Consider the following 23,221-nt stretch of genomic DNA (forward strand, 5'->3'; position numbering starts at 1 on the left):
CCTCAACCAACTACACATTCAAGTCAGGCTACCACTGAAGATATTTTTCTGTTGCCAAATAAACAGGCCAAAGCCAAATATGATCTATCCTACAGCAGAGCAAAATACGAACAATCTGATAAATGCACGAAGACCCGGGCCAAATACTATTTATCCGATAAGGGTAAAAAAGCCAGGGCAAGAGCCAGGGCCAAATACGAAGCATCCGATAAGGGCAAAGCAGCCAGAGCAAGGGCCAGGGCCAATTACGAAGCATCCGGTAAAGGCAAGAAAGCCAAGGCCAAATACGAAGCATCCGGTAAAGGTAAGAAAGCCAGGGCCAAATACGAAACATCAGAGAAAGGCAAGCAAACCAGGGCCAGATACGAAGCATCCAAGAAAGGCAAGCAAACCAGGGCCAAATACGAAGCATCCGAGAAAGGCAAGCAACCAAGAGCCAAGGGCATCATTCCCAACAATAGAGACAAGGCACAAAACAGGATAGCCATGATTTGTGATCCAATAGCTCAATGGACAGAGTAAACTCAGGTACAAAATTTGTTTCCGGATATTCCTATATACAGGAGTTGCAAGAAAACCCTTTACTTTTACTCGCTGAAGTTTCATGTTTGCAACTGAGTGGACTTGTACATTCTGTACAGATATCTACTTACCCGTCCCATTCTGGATATCTGAATCGGCAAGTCAACCATCAGGATACACACGGCTATTTACGTCAACTGTGTAGCTTTTCAGTTTCTCACGTACCAGCCACTGAAAAGGAATCATACGTCAGCTCGTTGACGAAGGGAACCCAACAACAAGTTCCAACTAAAACTTTTCAGTTTAAAAAAACTGAGCCTTCCGGTTACGGTAATCCATTGCCTCTTGTGCTTAAAAAGATGACCGCCTCCGAACTGGACAAGGCACGTCGTGCCAGGAGCCAGGCAAAATACTCTGCATCTGATAAAGGCAAAGCGGCCAGAACCAGATACACTAAATCAGATAAAGGAAAGGCAACCAGAGCCAAATACCTGAGATCGGATAAAGGCAAGGTGGCGAAGGCCATAATAAATGCAAAATCAGCAGCCTACCGAGCAGCTTTAAGAAAAGGCCTGAGTGAAAAATTGGCGAGGGAAAAAGGGGAATTAGCAGCCAGGGCAAAAAGGCAGAATTATCGTATCGGTACAAATGGTGCAGGTAAGATGAGTTAATTTTTCAGATAAAAATCCTTTTATCAACTGGTTTCCATACTTTTTTCTTGCATCACCTTACAGCCTTCCTTTTTTGGTCTGGCTGAGAGCTATCAGAACTTATTTTATGCCCCAGGCCGGTAACCATTTTGGTTCTCGCTATTAGTCAGAGGTTATTAGCATGGACAACTGCATGAAATCGAATACTGCCAACACGACTCAGCAACCAGTTTTCCCGGGAGATCCCTCCCGTATCAGCAGGGGAAGGCAAGCATCGGTGTTCAACAGGATGAGCCAGTTTATCAATGCAATAGACTGGTTCCCTTATCGAGTAGGAAGTAATCGGTATAGTGGCTATCAAAAAGCCAGTACCAATCTGATAAAAAAGTTGAAGGACTACCATGAAATCAAGTTAGCAGCCACCAACGTCCTTTATCTGACAACCGGTGACCATCGTGGGGATATTGGCCATAAAATACAAGCAGAGCTCAACGCAATGAAGCCAGCTATTTACTGGCAACTTGCGGTTACTGGCCATGATTCGACCTGTCCAATATCAACTACCGGCAACGCGCCGCAACAGGAAATTAAAATGTCAGACCAGGAATTAGAAACAGAGCTGGATGATAATACGTCCATACTCATTAGATTTGAGGAGCTTATCACAATAATCGAAAGCAGGAAGTCTCTTATTCCCGGTTCAAGTGAAGATACTCAGGCTAAAGCCAGTACAGGCAAATTGGCAGATGATATTACTACGGCAATCAACGAACTGGCTTTGACCTGCATAAAGACCAGTGAAACAAATAAACAGCGTTTCCTTTATCAGCTGGCAGTCAAAGAAGCAATAATCTTCAATGGAATATTAGTAAAGAACCCTGAATTCAATACTATTGACAACTTTATAAGTCAAAGAATTAAAAAGTCATGTATACCCGATAAGCACAGGCAGATTGCTCGTTTAAACATATCATGGAATATCCTTCTTCATACTTTGGGTCTTGATACTGAATTATTAGCAGTTAGATTTTCAGAACTGGAGAATATCAAATATCTGATTTTTCATTCGATGAACGCTTCCTCCATAAAAGAAGGAAAGGATTGTGGAATCAGCCGATTTTTCACCCGTTTTATGCGTCAGGAGGATGGAGATATTAATAACCCGGCCAGGGCAGAACGAGTAAAAGAAATTATGACTCTGGAAACAAGCATCGCTTCTGGCAAATTACAACCAATCTTGCTCGACGGTATTAAACTCGCGGAACCTGTGGAAACATCCGGCGTTGATTTTACCAGTTCAGCTATATTGCGAAGTAATGAAATATATAATTTCAAGCGGGCCATACTCTATCCGGCTTACAAATGCCATAAAGCTCAACTTGAAGGAAAGCCTCAGGAAGAGAAAGACTGCCTGCACATATTGACCTTGTCTTGTCTGGCCTATTTCTTCCGTATAATGAGAGCTGAGTGGTCAGAGGGTTTAACCAGCCATGTTGATGCTGCAATCCGGATTATAGAGTTTATCCAGTCTATAAAATCAGATCGTTTATCTTCATTGTCCGGACGAAAAGATTATCCATTTAAAAACCTGGAGCAGTTAAACGAGCATTTTTCAGGGTTTTATCACCAATATTGTACTGGCCCCCAGGAGGCTGACCGAGAATAGACTGCCCTACTGCGGTGGCAGCAAATTGGTCTAAAAATTCCGTTTTGTTCGGCAAATAGCACCACTATTCACCTCACAAAACGAAATTTTTATCCTCAATTTTCTGCCATCTTCGCTACGGGCGCTATTCTCGGTCAGCCTCCTGGTGCAGAAAAGCGTTAATACCCTTACACCCCGTTCATCCTGAGGCTTGTCGAAGGATGGTGCCACCGTACTTCGACAAGCTCAACACGAACGGTATGGATATCAACGCTTAGCTGCACCAGGAGGCGTGGATGGTCATGTTTTTTCTGCGCCAGAAAACGTCTTATTGCTGCTTTTTCACAATCATTTTTTGTGGAACCATCCTGTCGGCAAATTGCTTCCGGCGCTAAAGGAATGACAGAAAACAAAACGAATTACCATACCTAAAGCTGTCTTTGGCGTTTGAACTTTACTCAGGTTCGGTAAAGTACCTTGACCACATGCCAGCCGAATTTGGTTTTCACCAGATGGGGTGTCAGTAACTCCCCGGTAAAACACACCTTATCAAAGGCTGGCACCATCTGCCCTTTCCTGAACTCTCCCAGGTGCCCGCCTTTTTTACCCGATGGGCAGGTGGAATGCCTCTTGGCCAGAACATCGAATTTGGCACCTTTTTTAAGCTGTTTGATAATATCTTCGGCAAGTTCTTTATGCTTGACCAGAATGTGCAATCCAGCTGCAGTGTACGCCATGTTGAAGCCTGCTTATAAAAGAAACTATTGATTGGTATTATATCGTTCACCACTGCGTTTTGAATATCCGTCCGCACCACGTCAGGCCTTCGTCAAATCCTGAACCTTACAAAAATGTATAGTTCCGGAAACCTTTCTGAAAATCTTCCCGGGTAAAGTGACCACATCGACAGATATATTTCCCTGTCTCGTTAACCCCTGTTATGAGGAATCCACTGTGAAAAAGTCAAATCTTGTTACATCTGCTGCACTGTCTGCCATCATCGGTATGAGCACCATGCTGGCTACAGGGTCAGCTAAAGCAGGTGATGCACCAACATCCCTCAGCGACGATGCGCTGTCTCTGCTTAAGGCTGTAGAGATTGCCAGAAAACACACTGGCGCAGAGCCACTTGAAGCAGAGCGTGAAGTAGAGATGGGGCAGGCAGTGTATGAGATTAAACTGGCAAACAAAAATGGTGAAGAGATTGAAACCATTATTCATGCGCAAACCGGTGAAGTTATTCTGAGCAAACAGCGTACCGGCCACGATAATGACCAGGTGGAAAATGCCCTGTGTGCATCAGGCATCAGCAATGGCAGATACCTTTCCCTGAAAGAGGCAGTCAAACAGTCAGAGTCTGAATTTGGGGGCAAGGCATGGCACGTTGAGATGGAAGACGACCACAATAAAGTGTCTTATGAAATTGAATTGTTGAACTCTCGCGGTCAGAACATTGAAACCAGAATTGATGCCATCAGGCCTGTCAGCAAATCTTGATACAAGACCATAAAAACCGGGACAATGATGTCTCCGGCCCAGCCAATGAAGAGCACAACAACAACCCAATCGCTGCGGCCTGAGCCCCAGCGATATTAATGAGAGCACGATCATGCGGGTATTACTGGTAGAGGATGATGTAAGCCTCAGCAGTTTTATTGAAAAAGGGCTTCGTGAGGCCGGCCATCAGGTTGAGCTGGTGGATAATGGCAAGCACGCCCTGACACTCTGCATGACAGAGCAAGTTGTAGAAACTCACATCAGCCGTTTGCGAAACAAGCTGGAAAAACCCTTTGGTGACAGGCTGATTCAAACCGTTCGGGGTGCAGGCTACAAACTGGAACACAAAGCGCTGGAACACAAAACGACGACAGGTGTGAATCCATGAACATCCGGTTGCCTGATATCCAGGGAGTCTGTCTGCGTTTATCGTCAATTGGGAAACGCCTGCCTGACCATCTGCCAGCATGGCTCAAAAGTTCGGCTATTCAACAGGGTTTAATGTTTGGAGTGGTCTCAATCATCAGTCTGGTACTGATGGCTTCTGTTACTTTTCTGTATGTGGATTACGAACTGGGCAAGCAAAACCGTGAAATTGTCCAGGAGTCCAGAGAACTGGTGAGAGAGCAACACCGGGACTTCAATGATATTGATGAAATGCTGTCCCGACTGGAAGGTTCCGTTACTGCCATGCGGGATATTTCAGCAAATATCGCCCATGAACTGAAAACCCCTATTACCCGGTTATGTCATAACCTGCTGACACTGAGGGATGAAGCAGGCCAGTTGCACACCAGCAGGGATAAAGATTTTTTCAGGCAACTTGATCATGCCCTTGAGGACTCACAACGACTGACCTCCATTTTTGATGCATTGCTGCGAATCACTCAGATCGAGTCTGGCGCACGCAGAAGCCGTTTTACCCGGATAGATCTGGCTCAGATCGTAGATACCGTGACAGAGATTTATCAGGACGTCGCAGAAGATGCACGAATGACAATGTATGTTGTTAAAAAAGATGCCCCGGTTATCATCCAGGGAGACCGAGAACTATTAATTCAGCAATTTGCCAGCCTGATTGAAAACGCCCTGCGATATTGCCCGGCAGGCAGCAGGATTACTCTGGGCTGTGGTCTTGATAAAGAAGATGGCATTGCATGGCTGAAAGTCGCAGATAATGGCCCGGGCATTGTTGATGAAGAGAAAGAACGGGTATTTGAACGCTTGTATCGTGTTGATAAAAGCCGCACCGATGGCGGCTTGGGGCTGGGACTTTCACTGGCTAAAGCCGTAGCTGGTCTGCATCATGGCTCAATTGCCCTGAGTGACTGTATGCCCGGACTGGGAGTTAAGGTGTCCATACCGGTTGATGAATCAACTGCTGCTTTGCAGGCTGTGTAAGAAAGCTGTCGGTTGGATAACAGTTAATGTTATCCCCCTTTCACCGGATCAGGGCAATGTTTTCCTGAATGGTTACAAGCCCCGGCATTACCGGGGGCGACCAACGATCCTGGTGAGATCGGTTCATCATTAACCCGACAGGGCCTGTATACACTTCTGCGCTGATAACCAGGCCCCCTCAACCCTGCCACCCGCACACCAGGCACCAATGACCGCAAGCCGCTGACGTTCATCCAGAAGATAAGGTTGATCAAAGGTTACTGGCTTAATATTGGCATAGCGCCAGTAATGTCGATATTCCGCGGTTTTCTCAAGCCCGGTAGCCATTATTGTCTGCAGCCAGTTCAAACCTGTCTGACCAATGTCCACTGCCGTTTCTTTACCCTGTTGTTCAGACCACTCTGGCGAGAAATGCAACATCCAGACATCGTCAACATCCGGCGCTTTCCTGAAACCGGGTCGGCTGGATAACCGCGAAGCCCAGCGGACCGTTTCATCCCCAAAGATCCCCTGCACATCTGCTGGAATTTTCCCCCGGGTAGCAAGGCCTGCTGCCCAGCAGGGTTGATGGACGGCCTCAGGTACATGAGCCATCACATCAGAACAGCCATCAAGCAGGGTACGGCTTTGCTCGGCAGGACTACTGACAATCAACCAGTCGAAGCCGGAAAAAAGCGCACCATCGGCAGACAACAGCTGCCACCCTTCCCGGCTCTTTTCCACCTTCGAGATGTGACACTGGAAGTTAACGGCAATGTTGCTGCTCAAACAATAAACCAGCTGGTTCATTAACGGGGAACCAATGTAGCGCACCGTTTCATCCGGTGACGGTGTTAATGTTCCCTGTGCAACACAGTAGGGTGAAAAATCCCAGACCTTTACAGCAGATGCTTGCAGCCAGAGCTCTACCTGTTTCTGAAACCCCGGATCCCTGGCGGTAAAGTACTGGGCACCAATATCCAGCTTGCCCCATGCTTCCCGTCGATTGGCTAAGCGCCCACCCAATCCGCGACTTTTCTCAAAAACAGTCACTTCATGCCCCAATTCCGCCAACAGACTTGCGGCCTTTATCCCGGAAAGTCCGGCTCCAATCAGTGCAACTTTCATGGGTATGCCTCGTTACTTATCATCCGGCCCTCTCAACGAAAAGTGAATGCCATGAATACCATTTCTTTCTGGCAAGCAGATTGCGGAAAAATTTGCAAAGTTGCAACCCACCTCTACGTGGAGGCCGCACAAATAGATGTGAAATGTACTGATAAGGTTTCCCAAAGTGATCCGGGGGTTTGATGGTCATCAGGAAAGAGTAGCTGAGGGTACCGGATGACCCGGCTCTACCCTTGCTCAATGAATTGAAAATGAGGCAACCGGATTTAGTAACTCCAGACCAATAACAGAGATAACTGTCAATAAAGCATACCTGACGTAATTGTTAAGTCATAGTTAATACCTGACCAGTCAAATAAACCAAACAACCTTTATTTATTCATTTTCCTCACCAACAATAAAATCACTTCATTCAAAAACATTTTATCCAGGTGTATATATGAAAAGTTTATTGATCATCGGTCTGGCATTTGGTCTGGCTGCCTGCTCTGATTCAAAGCAAAGAGAAGGCACGATTAACAGAGACAAAGAATCATCACCACTTTCTGAAAACCCCAGCCGGGAAAAGACCACAAAGACAGAAGATAACCATTCATTTTCAAGCACCTATACAGAAAATAAAGCAAAACCCATATCCTATAAATTATCGAATTTTGCCACATCAGGTTCAGATATAAACGACCTTTCTTATAGCCTTGGCTATTACACCGTCAACCAAAATGACACTCTGATGAAAATTGCATTTGAGATATACGGTGATTATGAACAATGGATAGTCATTAAGAATGCCAATTCCGAAAAAATTGATTCTGAAAATGTAATAAAAAAAGGAGCAACATTAACTTTTCCAGAACCAGCGGATAAATTTGTTCAAAGCAAAAAAGGGGATTCATACCTGATAAAGCGTGGAGATACGTTAGCATCCATTGCCCGAAATACTTATGGTTCAAGCCGTCACTGGAAAGCCATCTGGAAGAACAACACGCGTTTGATAAAAGATCCGGATAAAATCTTTGCCGGATTCACAATATACTTGCCGGTTGTCAACGACTAAACAGGCCTCGTCTCCATGCTCTGAAAGAGGTCACATCACCATCAATGACCTCTCTGCCACTACCACCCGCCTCCACATTCGTGAGAGGCTGAATTTTCAGGTTTTTATATCACAACTGCTTATAGTTATAGCCAATTTTCATTCCTGATTAACACAAATACTAAATAAACTGTGTTTGATAAGAACTTTTATAAGAGAGAGAGGTCTTAAGAAGTAATTCAGCAATTCAATAATTCAATAATTCAATGAATTTCCAATATACTTCATCTTTATTCAACCCTGCTTTTTTTGATCTTTATCCCGGATCATCAGATTTAGAGCAGAATTTTCAATTTTACGGTGGCAGACAACAACCGGCGTACCATGGTATGTCTGTTCAGAGGATGGATGACCCTTTTCCTGTTTACCTCAATCAATCAGCCATACATCATTATGGCGCTGGCTTTTCCGGGTTATTAAAGGAATATGAGATTGCACCTGTGGCATCAGCCAATCCAGCAGGCTATTCCAGAATTGATATGTCTGAGATACCACCACCAGCTCTTGAGAAATATGCACCCCGGGATTATCGTAATCAACCCGTTAATGGTGCCCTGCCACCAATACCAAACATCCACTTTACTCAGCCGTTATTCCCGGTAAAAAGTGAGCCTGGGATCAGGGAACCAACACCAGCGCACCACTACAATCCAGGTTACTGGTTAACTCGTCCTCCTGTCGTATTCTTTAATCCACAAGATTCAGGACCCGTTGCTGTAGTTCACTCGCTAAACCTGAACCAGGCAACAAGTAATAACCAGTCAACTCAGACAGAAGAAATGACGGATGGTAGCTCTTCAATCATTGAGGACCAAAGGGTACCCCGCCAAGAGCCCACTTATGCAAAGCGCAAGTGTCCGTACTCAACGTATCGCTACCAGACTGATCCCGAGTATGCAGAGCGCCAAAGGAAGCGCCAGAAGGAGCGCTACCATAATGATCCCGAATACGCAGAGCGCGTAAAGAAGCGTCAAAGAGATCGTGCACGGGAGCTTCTCAAAGATCCCGCTTACCGTGAACGCCAAAAGATCATCAACAAGAAGTACCGTATGAAACGCAAAAAAATAATAGAGAGTATGGCAGGAACCCTGTTTGCCCAGAACATCAAGGGTAACACAACCAGCCAATCCCCGGGATAACTTCCCATCAGTCCACTTTTCGGACCACCTTGAAGTTATCCCACGCTTGAGAAGTTGGCATCACTTCCAGAGTGTTGATATTGATATGCGCTGGCTGTTGAGCAATCCAGAAAATGATATCTGCAATGTCTTCCGGACGAAGTGGGTTAACTCCTTGATAAATACTGTCACTTTTCGCCTGATCCCCTTTAAAACGAACCAGCGAAAACTCGGTTTCACACATGCCTGGCTCAAGACTGGTCACACGTACGCCGCTGCCAGCCAGGTCGCAGCGAAGATTACGGGAGAACTGGGCAACAAATGCTTTACTGCCTCCATAGACATGGCTGCCAGGATACGCCCAGTTAGCAGCCACAGAAGCCAGGTTAATAATGGCAGCTTTGGGTTGTTCACGGAGAATGGGCAACAACTTATGGGTGACATTCACCAAACCGGTCACGTTGGTATCAATCATGGTATGCCAGTCTTCCAGGCTGGCTTCCCACGCAGGACCGGCACCCAGCGCAAGACCGGCATTATTGACCAGAACCTCAATATTGCGAAATTCATCAGGCAGTGAATCCACCATTTCTGATACTGCCCGGGCATCGCGAACGTCCAAAGTGACACTGTGAACCGGTACTTCAGGCGTCAGCTCTTCCGCCAGTGCCAGCAGGCGTTCTGAACGGCGACCAGTGATTATCAGGGAGTGGCCATGTTGAGCAAATAACCGGGCACTTGCCAGACCAAAACCGGAGGTTGCTCCTGTGATCAAAACGGTGGGCAAACTCATTCTGCATAACTCCATTTCATTTCTTCAGTTGCAGTTTATCAGTTATCAAAGCATCACATAAAATGAAAAAGTGCTATGCCTTCCTGTATCATTGGGGTCATAAAAAATCACTTTGAGCCCCCTCCTGCTTTTTAAATCTCAAGCCCTCACAAAATACGGCATCGCCACAGATCCTCCGACTTTTTTGCCCCTCTGGCAAGCAGGAGTTCTACACATCGGTCTCGACCTTCACTGATGGCCCAGTCCAGGGGAGTAAAACCTATTGAATCGATGACATTGATATTCACCTCCGGGCTAGTGAGCAGAAACTTCAAGCTACCAGCCTGACCCATTTGGGCAGCCAAACTCAGGGGAGTTTTGCCAAAATCATTTTTGGCATTGACAAGCACTTTGCTGTTTTTTAGTAACGCTTGCACACTATGGGTTTTATCCCCTTCGGCGGCGATGTGCAACGGTGTTTCGCCGCAAAAATCGGTTGCATTGACATTCACTTTACTGTGAGTGAGCAGTGCTTTTACGATATCGGTTTTGTTCTCCTCGGCTGCACAGTGCAAAGGCGTATAGTGTAACTCAGCGGTGGCATTGACATTCACCCCTTCCGTATTGAGCAGTACCCTCAGGCTTTTGACGCTTCCTTTTCTGGCGGCGCAGTGCAGGGGGGTTTCGCCGAGGATATTAATGGCATTAACCGTTGCCCCGAACTCGATTAGTAGTTGCAGGCAGTTGCTGCTATCGGTATATGCAGCCAGGTGCATGGGCGTGCGAGGGTAATTACCGGCGGCATTGACATCCGCCTGGCAGTTAATCAGTCGTTGGGCGCAGCCGACGTTATCGTTTATGCAGGCCCGGTGCAAGGGAGTGTAGCCGCGCTCATTAGCAGCATTGACCTTTGCGCCAAAATCAATCAGTAGTTGCAGGCAATCCGCTTCGCCCACGAAGGCGGTTATATGCAGGGGTGTTTGGCCCATCTCATTAGTAACGTTGACATTGACACCCGCCTCGCACAATCGTTTAAAGCCTGCATAATTTTCTGCCTCCAAAGCAATAAAAAGCAAGTGGCCATATTCATGTATGTTGACACCACAATCACTGTTTATTGCCAGACTCTGTTCGAGGGCTTGCATATCTCCGGTGCGAAGGGCGCTTTGCAGTGCCAGGATACCAGACGATGGCCCGGATTGGCGGGGAAGCGACGACCGGGGTTGCTGATGACATTCGACACAGCCCCGTTGATTCAGTTTGGAGGGCTCCTGATCCGCGGTATGGTCAAGATGAAGCTGCCATCCATCCTGACCAGACATTTCGACCCGCGACCAGGAGGCAAACTGCCCTGCGGTGGAAACATCTTCGTTCTGACGGATATCAAACGAAGGGTTGTTGATGTTAGCCCTGACACTCTCCATTTTCACACCTCTGTTCGCGATTCGCGGTTTGGTATGGGGTCCTCTTGGACAACAAACAAAAGAGAAAATTCCATCATGACGAGTGCCTTTACAGAGACACCATCAACATGGGTTCTACCGCAGAAGCATGAGTGAGGGGTATTGCTATAAATATTGCCTATAAAAAAAGCCGGACTCAAAGAGCACCGGCCTTTACTTCATTAAAGCCAGAGTTTAGCCACCAAAATCATCCAGAAGGATGTTCTCAGGCTCTACACCCTGATCTTCCAGCATCTTGATAACGGCTGCGTTCATCATGGGTGGTCCACACATGTAGAACTCGCAGTCTTCCGGAGCCGGATGATCCTTCAGGTAGTTATCAAACAGAACCTGATGGATAAAGCCGGTGTAGCCGGTCCAGTTATCTTCTGGCAGCGGATCGGACAGTGCCAGGTGCCAGCTGAAGTTCTCATTCTCTTCAGCCAGTTTGTCGAACTCATCCACGTAGAAGGCTTCACGCAGGGAGCGGGCACCGTACCAGAAAGAGATCTTACGGGTGGAAGACAGACGCTTCAGCTGGTCAAAGATGTGCGAACGCATGGGTGCCATACCCGCACCACCACCAACAAAGACCATTTCGTTGTCGGTCTCTTTGGCGAAGAACTCACCAAAAGGTCCGTACACGGTCATCTTGTCGCCGGGCTTCAGGTTGAAGACGAACGAAGACATCTTGCCAGGCGCAAAATCAGTACCCGGAGGTGGTGAAGCAATACGGATATTGAACTTCAGCAGGCCTTTCTCTTCCGGATAGTTGGCCATGGAGTAGGCACGGATAGTCTCTTCATCCACCTTGGAAACGTACTGCCACTGGTTAAACTTATCCCAGTCACCACGGTACTCTTCGCCGATATCGAAGTTTTTGTACTCGACGGTATGGGGAGGACATTCCAGCTGGACGTAACCACCGGCACGGAATTTAACGTCTTCCCCTTCTGGCAGTTTCAGTACCAGTTCCTTGATGAAGGTCGCTACGTTGTCATTGGAAACAACTTCACATTCCCACTTCTTGACGCCGAAGAGTTCTTCTTCAACTTCAATTTCCATGTCCTGCTTAACCGCCACCTGGCAGGAAAGACGCCAGCCTTCCTTCTCTTCACGCTTGGTGAAGTGGGAGCGCTCGGTTGGCAGCATTTCACCACCACCGGACAGCACCTTACACTTACACTGCGCGCAGGTACCACCGCCACCACAGGCGGAGGGCAGGAATACCCCGGCACCGGACAGGGTGTTGAGCAGCTTGCCACCGGCAGCCGTGGTTACGGCTTTGCCGGGATCTTCATTAATCCCGATGGTCACGTCACCCATACTCACCAGTTTCGAACGGGCGGCGAGGATAACCAACACCAGCGCCAGTACGATAATGGTAAACATGGCAACGCCATAGATAATATTTAAATCCATATCGTCCCAATCCCCCTTACAGCTGTACGCCAGAGAAAGAAAGGAAGCCCAGGGACATCAAACCTACGGTAATGAAGGTAATGCCCAGACCTCTCAGTCCTGCAGGTACATCACTGTACTTGAGCTTTTCACGGATGCCCGCCAGGGCAACAATGGCCAGAGCCCAGCCCACACCAGCACCGAAACCATAAACCGCAGATTCACCGAGGTTATAGTCACGCTGAACCATGAACAGTGACGCACCCATGATAGCGCAGTTTACGGTAATCAGTGGCAGAAATACGCCCAGCGCGTTGTAAAGAGCGGGTACAAATTTATCCAGAAACATTTCCAGGATCTGTACCAGGGCAGCGATAACACCGATGTAGGTGATCAGGCCCAGGAAGCTCAGGTCAACACCGGCAACCAGCGCCCCGTCTTTCAGGATGTTCTGGTAAATGACATTGTTAATGGGCACGGTGATGGTCAGTACGGCAACCACCGCAACCCCCAGGCCCAGGGCAGTTTTCACCTGCTTGGATACGGCCAGGAAGGTACACATCCCCAGAAAGAAAGCCAGCGCCATGTTTTCCACGAACACTGCTTTCACAAATAGCGAAATAAAATGTTCCATGACTTAGTGCGCCTCACTGAATTTGGTATTAGGTGCAATCTTGAATTCCACCTCTTCAACCTGGTCTGTCTTCCAGCTGCGAATCGCCCAGATCAGCAGACCGATCAGGAAGAAGGCACTGGGTGCCAGCAGCATCAGGCCATTGGGAACATACCAGCCACCGTTGTTTACGGTTGCGAAGATCTCCATACCAAACAGGTTCCCAGCACCAAACAGCTCACGGAAGAAAGCAACAATCATCAGCACACAGCCATAGCCCAGACCGTTACCGAAACCGTCCAGGGCTGACAGCATTGGACCGTTCTTCATGGCGAAGGCTTCCGCCCGACCCATGACGATACAGTTGGTAATGATCAGGCCAACGAATACCGACAACTGCTTGGAGATGTCGTAAGCGTAAGCTTTCAGGATCTGGTCAACCACAATGACCAGCGAGGCGATAACCGTCATCTGACAGATAATACGGATGCTGTTGGGAATGTGGTTACGGATCAGGGAAACCGCCAGGTTGGAACAGGTGGTTACCCCGATAACCGCCAGTGCCATAACCAGGCTGACCTGCATGCTGGTGGTGACCGCCAGCGCCGAACAGATACCCAGAATCTGCAGGGTAATAGGGTTATTCTTAACAACCGGTTCCAGCAGGATATCTTTGGTCTTCACAGACATTATGCATTCCCCGCTTTCAGATTATTCAGGAACAGTTTAAAGCCGACATCGGACAACCAGAACTTGATCAGATTGCTGACGCCATTGGAAGTCAACGTGGCTCCAGCCAGGCCATCAATCTGGTTTACGGCTCCCGGGCTGGCTGTATCAACGCCACCTTTGACCACGTGCAATGCCACCTTGCCATCAACACCGTAGATTTCCTTGCCAACCCAGCGGGATTTCCAGACCGGGTTGCTGACTTCACCGCCCAGTCCGGGGGTTTCCGCCTGCTCAAAGAATCCGAAACCTTTCACGGTGTTCAGGTTGTTTTCCAGCGCCAGGAATCCGTACATGGTAGACCACAGGCCACGGCCGTGAACCGGCAGGATCAGGGTCTGCATCTGGCCATCCTGCTCCACCAGGTAGACCTTGGCAACGTCAGCCTGGCGGGAAATACCGGCGATGTCAGCACTGCCCAGGGCTCTGGAAGCCTTGGCATCTTTGGCGGCAGTACGCTGGTCGTACTGATCAACGGTCAGGCCATTGGCATCATCAACAAACTTACCGGTTTTCAGATCCACCAGCCGTGGTTGGATCTGCTGGTACAGCTCAGCAATTTCAGCGGGACTCAGCGCTCTGGCATCACTGCTCAGACCGGCGATATCCAGAATGTTACGCTGAACATCCAGCTTGATGTTCCGGTCCTGAACCGGCTTCAGAAATACTGCCGCCATGGATACCAGCACCGAACAGATCAGTGACAGTACCACCGTGACCAGCAGCGTCTTTTTAATCGTATCGTTTCCCATCAGGCCCGAGCCTCCCGACGCTTGATATTGGCCTCTACCACAAAGTGGTCAATCAGCGGCGCAAACAGGTTGGCAAACAGAATGGCCAGCATCATCCCTTCCGGATACGCAGGGTTCACCACTCGAATCAGGACAACCATGACACCAATCAGTGCACCGTAGAACCAGCGGCCCTGGTTAGTCATGGACGCCGATACCGGATCCGTGGTCATGAAGATCAGACCGAAGGCAAATCCACCCAGGACCATGTGCCAGTACCAGGGCATATGGAACATGTAATTGGTATCAGAACCGATCATGTTGAACAGGGTAGACAGGGCAATCATACCGATCATGGTACCCGCGACAATTCTCCAGGAAGCAATACCAGAGAACAGCAGAACCGCACCACCGATAAAGATGGCCAGTGTCGATGTCTCGCCTACAGAACCCTGCATCACGCCAACAAACGCCTGGATCCAGCTGATGGACTGTTGCAGTGCTTCCATACCGCCCTGCTGGGTAACGCTCAACATGGTGGCACCGGAGAAGCCGTCAGCCGCAGTCCATACCAGGTCACCGGAAATCTGCGCCGGATATGCGAAGAACAGGAACGCACGGCCAGTCAGCGCCGGGTTCAGGAAGTTCTTGCCCGTACCGCCGAATACTTCCTTACCGATAACGACACCGAAGGAGATACCCAGGGCTACCTGCCAGAGCGGGATGGAGGGTGGCACAATCAGGGCAAACAGCACGGAGGTAACGAAGAAACCTTCATTCACTTCATGCTTACGGATAATGGCAAACAGCACTTCCCAGAAACCACCGACAAAGAAAGTCACGGCGTAGATGGGCAGAAAGTGAACAGCACCATAGATCAGGTTATCCAGGATACTGGCAGGATCATTACCGGCCAGCATGGCAATCAGCATACCGTGCCAGTCAGCCGGGACAGTGCCCAGACCATTGGCAATGGCCGTGTTTGCCTGATAACCCACGTTCCACATACCGAAGAACATGGCCGGGAAGGTACATAACCAGACCAGCCCCATCATGCGCTTCAGATCAACCGCATCACGCACGTGGCTGGTGTTATGGGTTTTGTCCAGCGGTGTATAGAACAGCGTGTCAGCGGCTTCATACAGCGCATAGAATTTTTCGTATTTACCGCCCTTGACGAAATGGGGTTCCATCGAGTCAAGGAGATTTCTTAATGGCTTCACTGATTACCCCTCCAGCTCAATACGGGTCAGGTTGTCACGCAGCAGGGGGCCGTACTCATACTTACCCGCACAAACGAATGTGCAGAGAGCCAGGTCTTCCTCTTCCAGCTCAAGGGCACCCAGTTTCTGAGCGGTCTCGGTGTCACCGACAATAATGGCACGAAGCAGCTGAGTCGCCAGGATATCCAGAGGCATCATCTTTTCGTAGTTGCCTACGGGTACCATCGCACGCTCACCACCGTTTGTCGTTGTGGTGAAGTTGAACAGGCGGCTCTTGCTCAGGCCGGAGGTCATAACCCGCAGAATGGAGAAGCGATCCACCGTTGGGTTGACCCAGCCCAGGAACAGACGCTCGTCACTATCTTCCAGAACGGAAACCTGATTATGGTAACGTCCCAGGTAAGCAAATGGACCTTTGGCAGTGCGACCGCCAAATACCGATCCAGAAATAATACGGTTGGTGGCAGGCTTCAGTTCACCGGCAGTGATTTCATCGGTAGAGGCACCCAGGCGGGTACGAACCAGGCGTGGCTTGTCAACCTGAGGCCCTGCCAGAGAGACAACACGATCCGTGAACAGCTTACCGGTGGTAAACAGTTTACCGACGGCAATAACATCCTGATAACCCACCTGCCAAACCGTTTTGGTGGCAGAAACCGGGTCCAGAAAGTGGATGTGTGTACCTGGCAGACCTGCGGGATGGGGACCTGCAAACTCTTCACTGTTGGCAATGCCCGCAGGAATGTTGGCACCCGGAGCCTTGCACAGGAAGATCTTGCCGCCACTGAGTTTACCCAGGATATTGATACCCTGTTCAAACGCCTCGGCCTGTTCCCTGATCACCACTTCCGGATTGGCAGCCAGCGGGTGAGTATCAATCGCCGTGATAAAGATCGACGCCGGGCGGGTTCCCAATACGGGTACCTTGCTGAACGGACGGGTGCGCAGGGCAGTCCATAGACCGGATTCATTCAGCAACGCTTCCACCTGTTCAGCGGTCAGACCCGCCAGCTCTTCAGGTTTGAAGGCTGTAAAGGTCTCTTCTTCTTCCTGGCCATCGACATCGATCACCACGGATTGCAACACCCGTTTTTCACCACGGTTAATTGCTGAAACTGTACCGCCAGCCAATGCAGTGTACCGGATACCCGGTGTCTTTTTATCGGTAAAGAGCAGTTGCCCTTTCTTAACTCGATCTCCCACAGCAACCGCCATCGTAGGTTTCATACCTACATAATCAAAGCCAATCACGGCAACAGAGCGCGCCGCCCTGCCTTCCGAGATACTTTGTTCAGGCGATCCTGAGATCGGGAGATCCAGCCCCTGTTTGATTTTGATCATACCTTTCGCCTAATCAATCAAGTTGAGGTCAGGAGTAACCCGTCTCTCCGGTGATCCGGAACTGTCGTAACGAATTATGGAAGCCATGGTCATTGAGTCTTCCCTGACGAAAAACACAAAAACAAAACTCCCGCTAACCAGAACACTGGCCGGGGCACTGCACATTATGGTCAGTAAGCAACTTGAGAAAGGGGGGAGCAAACACGCCGGGCAAGGCAAAACCCTGAGGCCTAAAGCTTCAGGGTCAGGCAGCAGAAGCTGATAGCAAACCCCCTTTTTCAAGGTTACTGCTGCGCAGTTTTATTCCCGGAAAGCAATCTGGCAATCCGATCAGACACAGAAAAAACTCCGCTGAAAATCAGCCGAATTCTGATGGGCATCCAGATAGACAAGCATCGTAATTGTAGAACTTGTGTTCTTTATAATTAGCTGAAGCATGATCGGAAATTCCGTATCTGAGCCTAAATCCGCAACATCACCGATGAAAATGGTGGCGCAATTATAAATAGACTGGAGGTGATATGCCATACTGACAGGGAGGATATTTTTACCAATACCTATAAGAAATAACCAACAAATACCCTAATCGCCAGAGTTTTTCTCGCTCTTCCCTGGCAGAGAAAACAGCGAGAATTCTCGGCCAACTTACCCTTCAATCATGCAAAACCTGATACATAATTTTTCCTTTATAGCACTAGTACATGGTTTCAATGAGTTTGAGGTGTATAATCTCCGTTCACCCTGAGCGGAGTCGAAGGGTGCTTGGCACGATCTATCAGAGTCCGGAGTTTCCGCCCTTCGACAGGCTCAGGACGAACGAAGTGCGGAGGCATGACATCCCGTCAAACTCATTGAAACCATGTACTAGGTTACACGACCATTGCTTACCAATCAGACTGCCCGGCGGAACAGCCGATAGAAATTGTCAGACGTTTTTTCTCCAAGCTCCTCGGGTGTCACTCCTTTCAGCTCAGCAATAAATCGTGCCACATCGGCAACGAACCTTGGCTCATTCGACTTGCCCCGATGGGGGACCGGTGCCAGATAGGGAGAGTCTGTTTCAATCAGCAAACGATCCATGGGTAAATAGTCAACCACCGCCCGCAACGCAGACGCATTCCGAAAGGTCACAATACCCGATATGGAAATGTAGTAATTCAGGTCCAATGCCGCTTTTGCCATCTCCAGAGACTCGGTAAAGCAGTGCAGCACCCCGGCAGACTCCCTGGAACCGTATTCACGGAGAAAGTCCAGAGTATCTTCCCGGGCATCGCGGGTATGCACCACCACCGGCAACACCAGTTCTGCGGCCAGTTCAAGATGGTTAATAAAGGACTGCCGCTGAACCGCCTGAGCCCCCTCGGTGGTGGCGTAGTAGTAATCAAGCCCTGTTTCACCGATAGCAACCACTTTTTTATGGTTGGCCAGTGAGCGCACAACGTCGATATCAGGCACAACCTCCTTGCAGTCCAGTGGATGAACGCCAACCGAGGCATAGACATCCTCATACCGCTCCGCCAGTGATACTACTTCCGGACCATTGGCCAGATCGATGCCAATACAGAGCATACGATCCACACCCGCCGCCCTGGCTGCCTCTACTGCAAGGTCAAGATTCCCCTCATAAGCACTCAAATCCAGACGGTCGAGATGACAATGGGAGTCAATAAACATTCTTCTCTCCTGAAAGTTCAACCCTGACAAATTTGCACCGCAGGTTTCATAAAACCAATTTCTGCCACAGGGTCAGGAGGTTTTTTGATGAGTCTGCTACCAGGCCTGCTGGCCCGGATGTCTGAAATAAAGAGACCGGATATTTCCGGAAACTGGAAGTGTAGGCAACCCACACGGTCAGTTAAGGATGACCGGGTCGCCATTGGAGCAGCGTGACCTTTTCACTGACTGGTTCGGGCACACTGTCAAAAGACCGCTCACATTGTGTTGGTATGGCGGTTCGACGACAAGGCACCGGCGATATGCTTCTCAATTTTACTGCGGACACTGTCAGTCGGATCATTAAATTGAATACCGATCCCTGCCTGTCGGCCACCCTGGGCTCCCATCGGCGTCACCCAAACCACCTTCCCCGGCACAGGAATCTTCTCCGGCTCATCCATCAGCGTCAGACGAATAAACACGTCATCCCCGAGGTTGTAATGTTTGTGAGTTGGCACAAACAGCCCGCCGCCACTGATAAACGGCATATACGCTTCATAGAGTGATGCCGTGTCCCGTATGGTCAGAGACATCAGTCCCTGCATCCCTTTCCCCATGACAGCCCTCTCCTTTTTTCCTGAATTCAAATTCTGAACGGGTTCAGAACCCGATTTATATCACCAGCTCAAGATAATCGCTGAACACACCTTCCATCAACATCTGACTGTTCAGGTTAGCGCCCTCAAGCAATTGCTGTCGCTGTTGCATGATCTTATCGCGCAATACCAGCAGATCACCCGCTTCCACTTTTTTAGCCATATAGTCCAGCATTCTCATCAAATCACGATTCCGAACACAGCTTTCATCGGCCGCCAGTTTCAGTTTTACAGCATCATCCAGCCAGCTGCCCATCCAGTCCAGCAGTTCAACCAGGTTACCCGTATGCCACTCTTTCGCCATTTCTACAGGGGTCAGATTCCCACGAAACAGTTCGGGCATAGCATTGAACAAACGTCCTCGAACTGCCAGCGTATCATGATCAAACATTGCCCTGGCGGTCATGGGCGAACCTGATGAAAGGCTCAACAACTGATCCACCACCAGAGGATCGGCAATATGATCCGACAACCAGGCTTTTGCCTGCACAGTATCCGGCACAGTAAAAGACACCATCTGACAACGGCTGCGGATGGTCGGCAACATATCTCCGGAGCGGGCACTGACCAGAATAAAGAGAGTATCACCGCCGGGCTCTTCCAGACTTTTCAGCAATGCATTGGCGGCATTAACATTCATCGCTTCCGCCGGGTTAATAACGATGACCCTGCGCCCCCCCTGCTGGGCGGTTTTACGGGCAAACTCATTGACCTGACGAATCTGGTCAATCTTGATTGGCTTGCCTGTCGCCTCAGGCTGAACCGCCAGCAGGTCAGGATGAGTTCCCGCCTTTACCAGCTCACAGCTCTTGCAATGACCACAGGCGTAATCACCACTGTTTTGATGACAAAGCACACGAGTGGCCATAGCCCTGGCAAAATAACCCTTGCCCACCCCGGGCCCCCCCTTCAACAGCAGGGCATGGGAAAGCAGGCCTGCCTGCATTCGCTGAACCAGTGGTTGCCACTGAACCCCGTGCCAGGGTAACGGCTTTGACAAGAAGTTACTCACCATATCAGTTGATTCAGAACTCAATATTAATCCAACCTTTATCCTTGGCCGTGGAGCTATTGACTCCCAAGCCGACGCTGCAAAACCTTGATGATGTGTGCTTCAACCTCTGGAATCGACTGACTGCCATCAATAACAACGTACTGATCGGGTAAACGCTCAGCCCTTTCCAGATAGACAGTGCGAACGCGGTGAAAGAACTCGATCGCTTCCTGCTCAATCCGATCCAGCGCCCCACCCTGCTCCATAGCCCGACCTTTCGCCCTTGCCAGGCCAAGTTCCGGCTCAATATCCAGAAGCAACGTCATATCCGGCCTGCGATCTCCCTGCACCAGCTGCTCCAGTACCGCGATACGCTGCTCATCGATACCACGACCACCACCCTGATAGGCATAAGTTGCATCGGTAAACCGGTCACAAACCACCACCTTGCCCTCAGCCAGTGCAGGTTCGACACGCTGACTGAGGTTCTGGCTGCGCGCGGCAAAGACCATCAACAGTTCGGTAGTATCTGTCACCGTCTCTTCGTGTTCGGCCAGCACCAGGCTTCTCAGCTGTTCAGCCAATGGCGTGCCACCTGGCTCCCGGGTTTCAACAACATCATGGCCATTAACCTTTAACCATTGCAGAACAACCCCTTTGGCGGTGGTTTTACCGGCACCTTCACAGCCTTCAATCGTCAGAAAAAAACCCATCAATCTCTCAATTTCAACAGTAGCCAGTATTGCTATTGCACCGTAGAACGATAATCTTTCCGCCGTTCCGTAATCTGATACTTCCTGACGGCGCGATTGTGCTCAGCCAGTGTTTTGGAAAAGTGGTGAGTACCATCGCCACGGGCAACAAAATAAAGCGTTTCCCCATTGGACGGATTCAGTGCCGCCTGAATGGCCTCACGGCCAACCGTCGCAATCGGGGTTGGCGGCAGACCATGAATCACATAGGTGTTATAGGCGGTTCGTTCCCGCAGCATACGACGATTCAATTCACCCTGGTAACGATCACCCATACCGTAGATAACGGTCGGATCGGTCTGCAGTCGCATCCTTTTTTCCAGACGTCGGATAAAGACACCGGCAATATCAGGCCGCTCGGATGGCACACCGGTCTCTTTCTCAATAATCGACGCCATAATCAAGGCTTCGTAGGGGGATCTATACGGCAGGTTTTTGGCCTTTTGATCCCACTCATCCGCAAGGACGGATTGCAGCCTTTGATAGGCTCTTTGCAGAATTGACGCCACCGGCGTCCCCGCTTCAAAGCTGTAGGTGTCCGCATAGAACAACCCTTCCAGGTTATCGGTCTGCGGTACATCCCCGGGCAACGCCCCCATCACCGCTGGCAGTTTGTTCAGCTCTACCGGAGCGGCCAGTTTCGGGTGGCTATTCAAGTCTGCGAGCAACTCTTTTAGTGTCCAGCCTTCCACCAGGGTCGCGCTGAAGTAACGAACATCACCAGTAACAAACTTGTGCAACAGCTGCCGATAGGTGGTACCGGTAGCAATCAGGTATTCCCCGGCATGAAGGTCCGCAGCAACCCCCTTGACCCGGGCAAAGACCTTAAACATATCAGGATATTGAATCAGCCGGTCTGCCGCCAGTCGCTGCACCACACGTCCCAGCGAGTCGCCCGTAACAATGACAAACCCGGCTTCACTGGTTACCGGCACCTGCTGATCACCATACCAGCGCAGACCATACCAGCCAGCTGCAAGACCTGCCAGGACCAGAAACAGAGCCAACAGCAAACCACCGAACAGTGTCAGCAGCAACTTCCTAAGCATTGAATTCTTCCAGTACACAATCTCGAATTTGGACAGTCAGTGGGCCAATCTCCCACTCCCTTCCCTCGCATTCAATCACAGGCCAGACACCGTTGACACTGTTGCAGAGAAAGACTTCCGCAACATCCAGCCCCCGGGGTACGGACTGCTCTTTAACCGTCATCCCACGATGACGGGCAAACTCAATGATAAAATCGCGACAAACCCCCGCCACACCTTGGAATGACAGATCCGGAGTCACCAGGTCACCTTCATGGGTCACAACAAACAGATTACTCATGGTGCCTTCAACCAGGTTGCCCGCAAAGTCACACAGCAGACCTTCGTCGTAAGCATCGCCCTGCCATTCACTTCTGGCCAGGACCTGCTCCAGACGATTCAGATGCTTCAGACCTGCCAGGTCACTTCGCCCAAGACGCATCTGACAAAGCTTTACCCGTGCCCCATGCACTGCGGGATCACGGGACCTTGACGGCAGCGGGTGGAGTGACAGAATCCGACGCGAAGAGAGACAACCCTCAGGATTATAGCCGCGTCCACCGCTGCCCCGGGTGATCATAACCTTCAGCACACCGTCATCGGCCCGGTTATCCAACAGAAAGGCATCCACCTCCTCAAGCAATCGCTCAATATCCACGGCAATACCCAGCTGCTGGCAAGAGCGTTGCAGACGACGCCAATGGTAGTCAGCCAGCGTTGGCTTACCACCGGCAACCCGAACCGTTTCAAATAAGCCATCCCCGTAAGCCAGCCCACGGTCTGAAACCGGCAGGACACTTTCAGGTACTCCATTCACCCAGACTGGATACTCACTCACCCGGAACCCCCT

General features: G+C 49.7%; 26 protein-coding genes. 9 read left to right on the forward strand and 17 right to left on the reverse strand.

The window, feature by feature from the left end; genetic code table 11:
• Window positions 1-51 precede the first annotated feature (51 nt).
• From ACO6UX_RS14580 to ACO6UX_RS14590, 3 genes are all read left to right on the forward strand, one after another.
• The gene (locus ACO6UX_RS14580) at window positions 52-522 is read left to right on the forward strand and encodes a hypothetical protein (protein WP_422448744.1); all 471 of its coding nucleotides are present in this window, start codon (window positions 52-54) and stop codon (window positions 520-522) included.
• Window positions 510-1,193: a hypothetical protein gene (locus ACO6UX_RS14585; protein WP_422448746.1), complete on the forward strand. Its 684-nt coding sequence runs from the start codon at window positions 510-512 to the stop codon at window positions 1,191-1,193. Before ACO6UX_RS14580 ends, ACO6UX_RS14585 begins: the two co-directional genes overlap by 13 nt.
• Window positions 1,194-1,365: 172 nt before the next feature.
• Entirely contained in the window at window positions 1,366-2,838 is a 1,473-nt protein-coding gene (locus tag ACO6UX_RS14590) for a hypothetical protein (RefSeq protein WP_422448748.1), read from the forward strand.
• A 167-nt stretch (window positions 2,839-3,005) separates the two neighbouring features.
• Here the strand turns inward: ACO6UX_RS14590 and ACO6UX_RS14595 are convergent, their stop codons facing one another.
• Together ACO6UX_RS14595 and ppiC are read right to left on the reverse strand one after the other, a co-directional pair.
• Window positions 3,006-3,230: a hypothetical protein gene (locus ACO6UX_RS14595; protein WP_422448750.1), complete on the reverse strand. Its 225-nt coding sequence runs from the start codon at window positions 3,228-3,230 to the stop codon at window positions 3,006-3,008.
• Window positions 3,231-3,275: 45 nt separating this feature from the next.
• Window positions 3,276-3,554 (reverse strand): peptidylprolyl isomerase PpiC, encoded by a 279-nt coding sequence (gene ppiC, locus ACO6UX_RS14600; protein ID WP_422448752.1) that lies wholly within the window; start codon window positions 3,552-3,554, stop codon window positions 3,276-3,278.
• Between the two features lie 217 nt (window positions 3,555-3,771).
• Between ppiC and ACO6UX_RS14605 the strand changes: the two genes are divergently transcribed.
• The 3 genes from ACO6UX_RS14605 (at window position 3,772) to ACO6UX_RS14615 (ending at window position 5,715) form a co-directional block, all read left to right on the forward strand.
• Entirely contained in the window at window positions 3,772-4,314 is a 543-nt protein-coding gene (locus ACO6UX_RS14605) for a PepSY domain-containing protein (protein WP_422448754.1), read from the forward strand.
• 112 nt (window positions 4,315-4,426) lie between these two features.
• Entirely contained in the window at window positions 4,427-4,702 is a 276-nt protein-coding gene (locus ACO6UX_RS14610; protein WP_422448756.1) for a response regulator transcription factor, read from the forward strand.
• Entirely contained in the window at window positions 4,699-5,715 is a 1,017-nt protein-coding gene (locus tag ACO6UX_RS14615; RefSeq protein WP_422448758.1) for a sensor histidine kinase, read from the forward strand. The genes ACO6UX_RS14610 and ACO6UX_RS14615 overlap by 4 nt, the downstream gene beginning before the upstream one ends.
• A 129-nt stretch (window positions 5,716-5,844) precedes the next feature.
• Here ACO6UX_RS14615 and ACO6UX_RS14620 read toward each other — a convergent pair whose 3' ends face one another.
• Window positions 5,845-6,822 carry an NAD(P)/FAD-dependent oxidoreductase gene (locus tag ACO6UX_RS14620; RefSeq protein WP_422448760.1) on the reverse strand — a complete coding sequence of 326 codons (978 nt, stop codon included), beginning with the start codon at window positions 6,820-6,822 and terminating at the stop codon, window positions 5,845-5,847.
• Window positions 6,823-7,261: 439 nt separating this feature from the next.
• Between ACO6UX_RS14620 and ACO6UX_RS14625 the strand changes: the two genes are divergently transcribed.
• Window positions 7,262-7,876: a LysM peptidoglycan-binding domain-containing protein gene (locus ACO6UX_RS14625; RefSeq protein WP_422448762.1), complete on the forward strand. Its 615-nt coding sequence runs from the start codon at window positions 7,262-7,264 to the stop codon at window positions 7,874-7,876.
• A gap of 368 nt (window positions 7,877-8,244) precedes the next feature.
• Window positions 8,245-9,054, forward strand: a complete 810-nt coding sequence (locus ACO6UX_RS14630) for a hypothetical protein (protein ID WP_422448764.1) — start codon at window positions 8,245-8,247, stop codon at window positions 9,052-9,054.
• Between the two features lie 7 nt (window positions 9,055-9,061).
• On the opposite strand, the gene ACO6UX_RS14635 is transcribed toward ACO6UX_RS14630, so the two are convergent.
• The 9 genes from ACO6UX_RS14635 to ACO6UX_RS14675 all read right to left on the reverse strand — a co-directional run bounded on the left by ACO6UX_RS14635 (window position 9,062) and on the right by ACO6UX_RS14675 (window position 18,959).
• Entirely contained in the window at window positions 9,062-9,826 is a 765-nt protein-coding gene (locus ACO6UX_RS14635; protein WP_101749059.1) for an SDR family oxidoreductase, read from the reverse strand.
• Between the two features lie 146 nt (window positions 9,827-9,972).
• The gene (locus ACO6UX_RS14640; RefSeq protein WP_422448766.1) at window positions 9,973-11,229 is read right to left on the reverse strand and encodes an ankyrin repeat domain-containing protein; all 1,257 of its coding nucleotides are present in this window, start codon (window positions 11,227-11,229) and stop codon (window positions 9,973-9,975) included.
• Between the two features lie 213 nt (window positions 11,230-11,442).
• Window positions 11,443-12,669: an NADH:ubiquinone reductase (Na(+)-transporting) subunit F gene (nqrF, locus tag ACO6UX_RS14645; RefSeq protein ID WP_422448768.1), complete on the reverse strand. Its 1,227-nt coding sequence runs from the start codon at window positions 12,667-12,669 to the stop codon at window positions 11,443-11,445.
• Window positions 12,670-12,685: 16 nt separating this feature from the next.
• Window positions 12,686-13,282: an NADH:ubiquinone reductase (Na(+)-transporting) subunit E gene (gene nqrE, locus ACO6UX_RS14650; RefSeq protein WP_422448770.1), complete on the reverse strand. Its 597-nt coding sequence runs from the start codon at window positions 13,280-13,282 to the stop codon at window positions 12,686-12,688.
• 3 nt (window positions 13,283-13,285) lie between these two features.
• Window positions 13,286-13,951, reverse strand: a complete 666-nt coding sequence (locus ACO6UX_RS14655; RefSeq protein ID WP_422448772.1) for an NADH:ubiquinone reductase (Na(+)-transporting) subunit D — start codon at window positions 13,949-13,951, stop codon at window positions 13,286-13,288.
• Window positions 13,951-14,742: a Na(+)-translocating NADH-quinone reductase subunit C gene (locus ACO6UX_RS14660; RefSeq protein WP_422448774.1), complete on the reverse strand. Its 792-nt coding sequence runs from the start codon at window positions 14,740-14,742 to the stop codon at window positions 13,951-13,953. Before ACO6UX_RS14660 ends, ACO6UX_RS14655 begins: the two co-directional genes overlap by 1 nt.
• Window positions 14,742-15,914: an NADH:ubiquinone reductase (Na(+)-transporting) subunit B gene (locus tag ACO6UX_RS14665; protein ID WP_101749066.1), complete on the reverse strand. Its 1,173-nt coding sequence runs from the start codon at window positions 15,912-15,914 to the stop codon at window positions 14,742-14,744. The genes ACO6UX_RS14660 and ACO6UX_RS14665 overlap by 1 nt, the downstream gene beginning before the upstream one ends.
• Before the next feature lie 33 nt (window positions 15,915-15,947).
• Window positions 15,948-17,285: a Na(+)-translocating NADH-quinone reductase subunit A gene (locus ACO6UX_RS14670; RefSeq protein ID WP_422448776.1), complete on the reverse strand. Its 1,338-nt coding sequence runs from the start codon at window positions 17,283-17,285 to the stop codon at window positions 15,948-15,950.
• An 891-nt stretch (window positions 17,286-18,176) separates the two neighbouring features.
• Entirely contained in the window at window positions 18,177-18,959 is a 783-nt protein-coding gene (locus tag ACO6UX_RS14675) for a TatD family hydrolase (protein ID WP_422448778.1), read from the reverse strand.
• Between the two features lie 87 nt (window positions 18,960-19,046).
• On the opposite strand from ACO6UX_RS14675, the gene ACO6UX_RS14680 reads away from it, so the two are divergent.
• Entirely contained in the window at window positions 19,047-19,175 is a 129-nt protein-coding gene (locus ACO6UX_RS14680; RefSeq protein WP_422448780.1) for a hypothetical protein, read from the forward strand.
• Window positions 19,176-19,216: 41 nt separating this feature from the next.
• Here the strand turns inward: ACO6UX_RS14680 and ACO6UX_RS14685 are convergent, their stop codons facing one another.
• From ACO6UX_RS14685 to pabC, 5 genes are all read right to left on the reverse strand, one after another.
• A complete protein-coding gene (locus ACO6UX_RS14685; RefSeq protein WP_422448782.1) occupies window positions 19,217-19,558 on the reverse strand; it encodes a PilZ domain-containing protein in 342 nt (113 codons plus the stop codon).
• Window positions 19,559-19,613: 55 nt separating this feature from the next.
• Window positions 19,614-20,597, reverse strand: coding sequence for a DNA polymerase III subunit delta' (locus tag ACO6UX_RS14690; protein WP_422448784.1), 984 nt, complete (start codon window positions 20,595-20,597; stop codon window positions 19,614-19,616).
• Between the two features lie 68 nt (window positions 20,598-20,665).
• Window positions 20,666-21,307, reverse strand: a complete 642-nt coding sequence (gene tmk, locus ACO6UX_RS14695; RefSeq protein ID WP_422448786.1) for a dTMP kinase — start codon at window positions 21,305-21,307, stop codon at window positions 20,666-20,668.
• 29 nt (window positions 21,308-21,336) lie between these two features.
• Window positions 21,337-22,392, reverse strand: a complete 1,056-nt coding sequence (gene mltG, locus ACO6UX_RS14700) for an endolytic transglycosylase MltG (protein WP_422448788.1) — start codon at window positions 22,390-22,392, stop codon at window positions 21,337-21,339.
• Window positions 22,385-23,209, reverse strand: coding sequence for an aminodeoxychorismate lyase (gene pabC, locus ACO6UX_RS14705; protein ID WP_422448790.1), 825 nt, complete (start codon window positions 23,207-23,209; stop codon window positions 22,385-22,387). The genes mltG and pabC overlap by 8 nt, the downstream gene beginning before the upstream one ends.
• Window positions 23,210-23,221 lie beyond the last annotated feature (12 nt).

Source organism: Endozoicomonas sp. ALB091, assembly GCF_049310265.1.
In the GTDB taxonomy this organism is placed as follows: Bacteria; Pseudomonadota; Gammaproteobacteria; order Pseudomonadales; family Endozoicomonadaceae; genus Endozoicomonas.

What these genes read in the sequence shown, in the direction of transcription:
- ACO6UX_RS14615 (WP_422448758.1), top strand. Translation starts at nt 4,699, where the DNA reads ATGAACATCCGGTTGCCTGATATCCAGGGAGTCTGTCTGCGTTTATCG.
- mltG (WP_422448788.1), bottom strand. Translation starts at nt 22,392, where the DNA reads ATGCTTAGGAAGTTGCTGCTGACACTGTTCGGTGGTTTGCTGTTGGCT.
- ACO6UX_RS14610 (WP_422448756.1), top strand. Translation starts at nt 4,427, where the DNA reads ATGCGGGTATTACTGGTAGAGGATGATGTAAGCCTCAGCAGTTTTATT.
- nqrF (WP_422448768.1), bottom strand. Translation starts at nt 12,669, where the DNA reads ATGGATTTAAATATTATCTATGGCGTTGCCATGTTTACCATTATCGTA.
- ACO6UX_RS14625 (WP_422448762.1), top strand. Translation starts at nt 7,262, where the DNA reads ATGAAAAGTTTATTGATCATCGGTCTGGCATTTGGTCTGGCTGCCTGC.
- ACO6UX_RS14670 (WP_422448776.1), bottom strand. Translation starts at nt 17,285, where the DNA reads ATGATCAAAATCAAACAGGGGCTGGATCTCCCGATCTCAGGATCGCCT.
- ACO6UX_RS14630 (WP_422448764.1), top strand. Translation starts at nt 8,245, where the DNA reads ATGTCTGTTCAGAGGATGGATGACCCTTTTCCTGTTTACCTCAATCAA.
- ACO6UX_RS14680 (WP_422448780.1), top strand. Translation starts at nt 19,047, where the DNA reads ATGAGTCTGCTACCAGGCCTGCTGGCCCGGATGTCTGAAATAAAGAGA.
- nqrE (WP_422448770.1), bottom strand. Translation starts at nt 13,282, where the DNA reads ATGGAACATTTTATTTCGCTATTTGTGAAAGCAGTGTTCGTGGAAAAC.
- ACO6UX_RS14640 (WP_422448766.1), bottom strand. Translation starts at nt 11,229, where the DNA reads ATGGAGAGTGTCAGGGCTAACATCAACAACCCTTCGTTTGATATCCGT.
- ACO6UX_RS14675 (WP_422448778.1), bottom strand. Translation starts at nt 18,959, where the DNA reads ATGTTTATTGACTCCCATTGTCATCTCGACCGTCTGGATTTGAGTGCT.
- ACO6UX_RS14665 (WP_101749066.1), bottom strand. Translation starts at nt 15,914, where the DNA reads ATGGAACCCCATTTCGTCAAGGGCGGTAAATACGAAAAATTCTATGCG.
- ACO6UX_RS14685 (WP_422448782.1), bottom strand. Translation starts at nt 19,558, where the DNA reads ATGGGGAAAGGGATGCAGGGACTGATGTCTCTGACCATACGGGACACG.
- ppiC (WP_422448752.1), bottom strand. Translation starts at nt 3,554, where the DNA reads ATGGCGTACACTGCAGCTGGATTGCACATTCTGGTCAAGCATAAAGAA.
- ACO6UX_RS14620 (WP_422448760.1), bottom strand. Translation starts at nt 6,822, where the DNA reads ATGAAAGTTGCACTGATTGGAGCCGGACTTTCCGGGATAAAGGCCGCA.
- ACO6UX_RS14635 (WP_101749059.1), bottom strand. Translation starts at nt 9,826, where the DNA reads ATGAGTTTGCCCACCGTTTTGATCACAGGAGCAACCTCCGGTTTTGGT.
- ACO6UX_RS14655 (WP_422448772.1), bottom strand. Translation starts at nt 13,951, where the DNA reads ATGTCTGTGAAGACCAAAGATATCCTGCTGGAACCGGTTGTTAAGAAT.
- ACO6UX_RS14585 (WP_422448746.1), top strand. Translation starts at nt 510, where the DNA reads ATGGACAGAGTAAACTCAGGTACAAAATTTGTTTCCGGATATTCCTAT.
- ACO6UX_RS14590 (WP_422448748.1), top strand. Translation starts at nt 1,366, where the DNA reads ATGAAATCGAATACTGCCAACACGACTCAGCAACCAGTTTTCCCGGGA.
- ACO6UX_RS14660 (WP_422448774.1), bottom strand. Translation starts at nt 14,742, where the DNA reads ATGGGAAACGATACGATTAAAAAGACGCTGCTGGTCACGGTGGTACTG.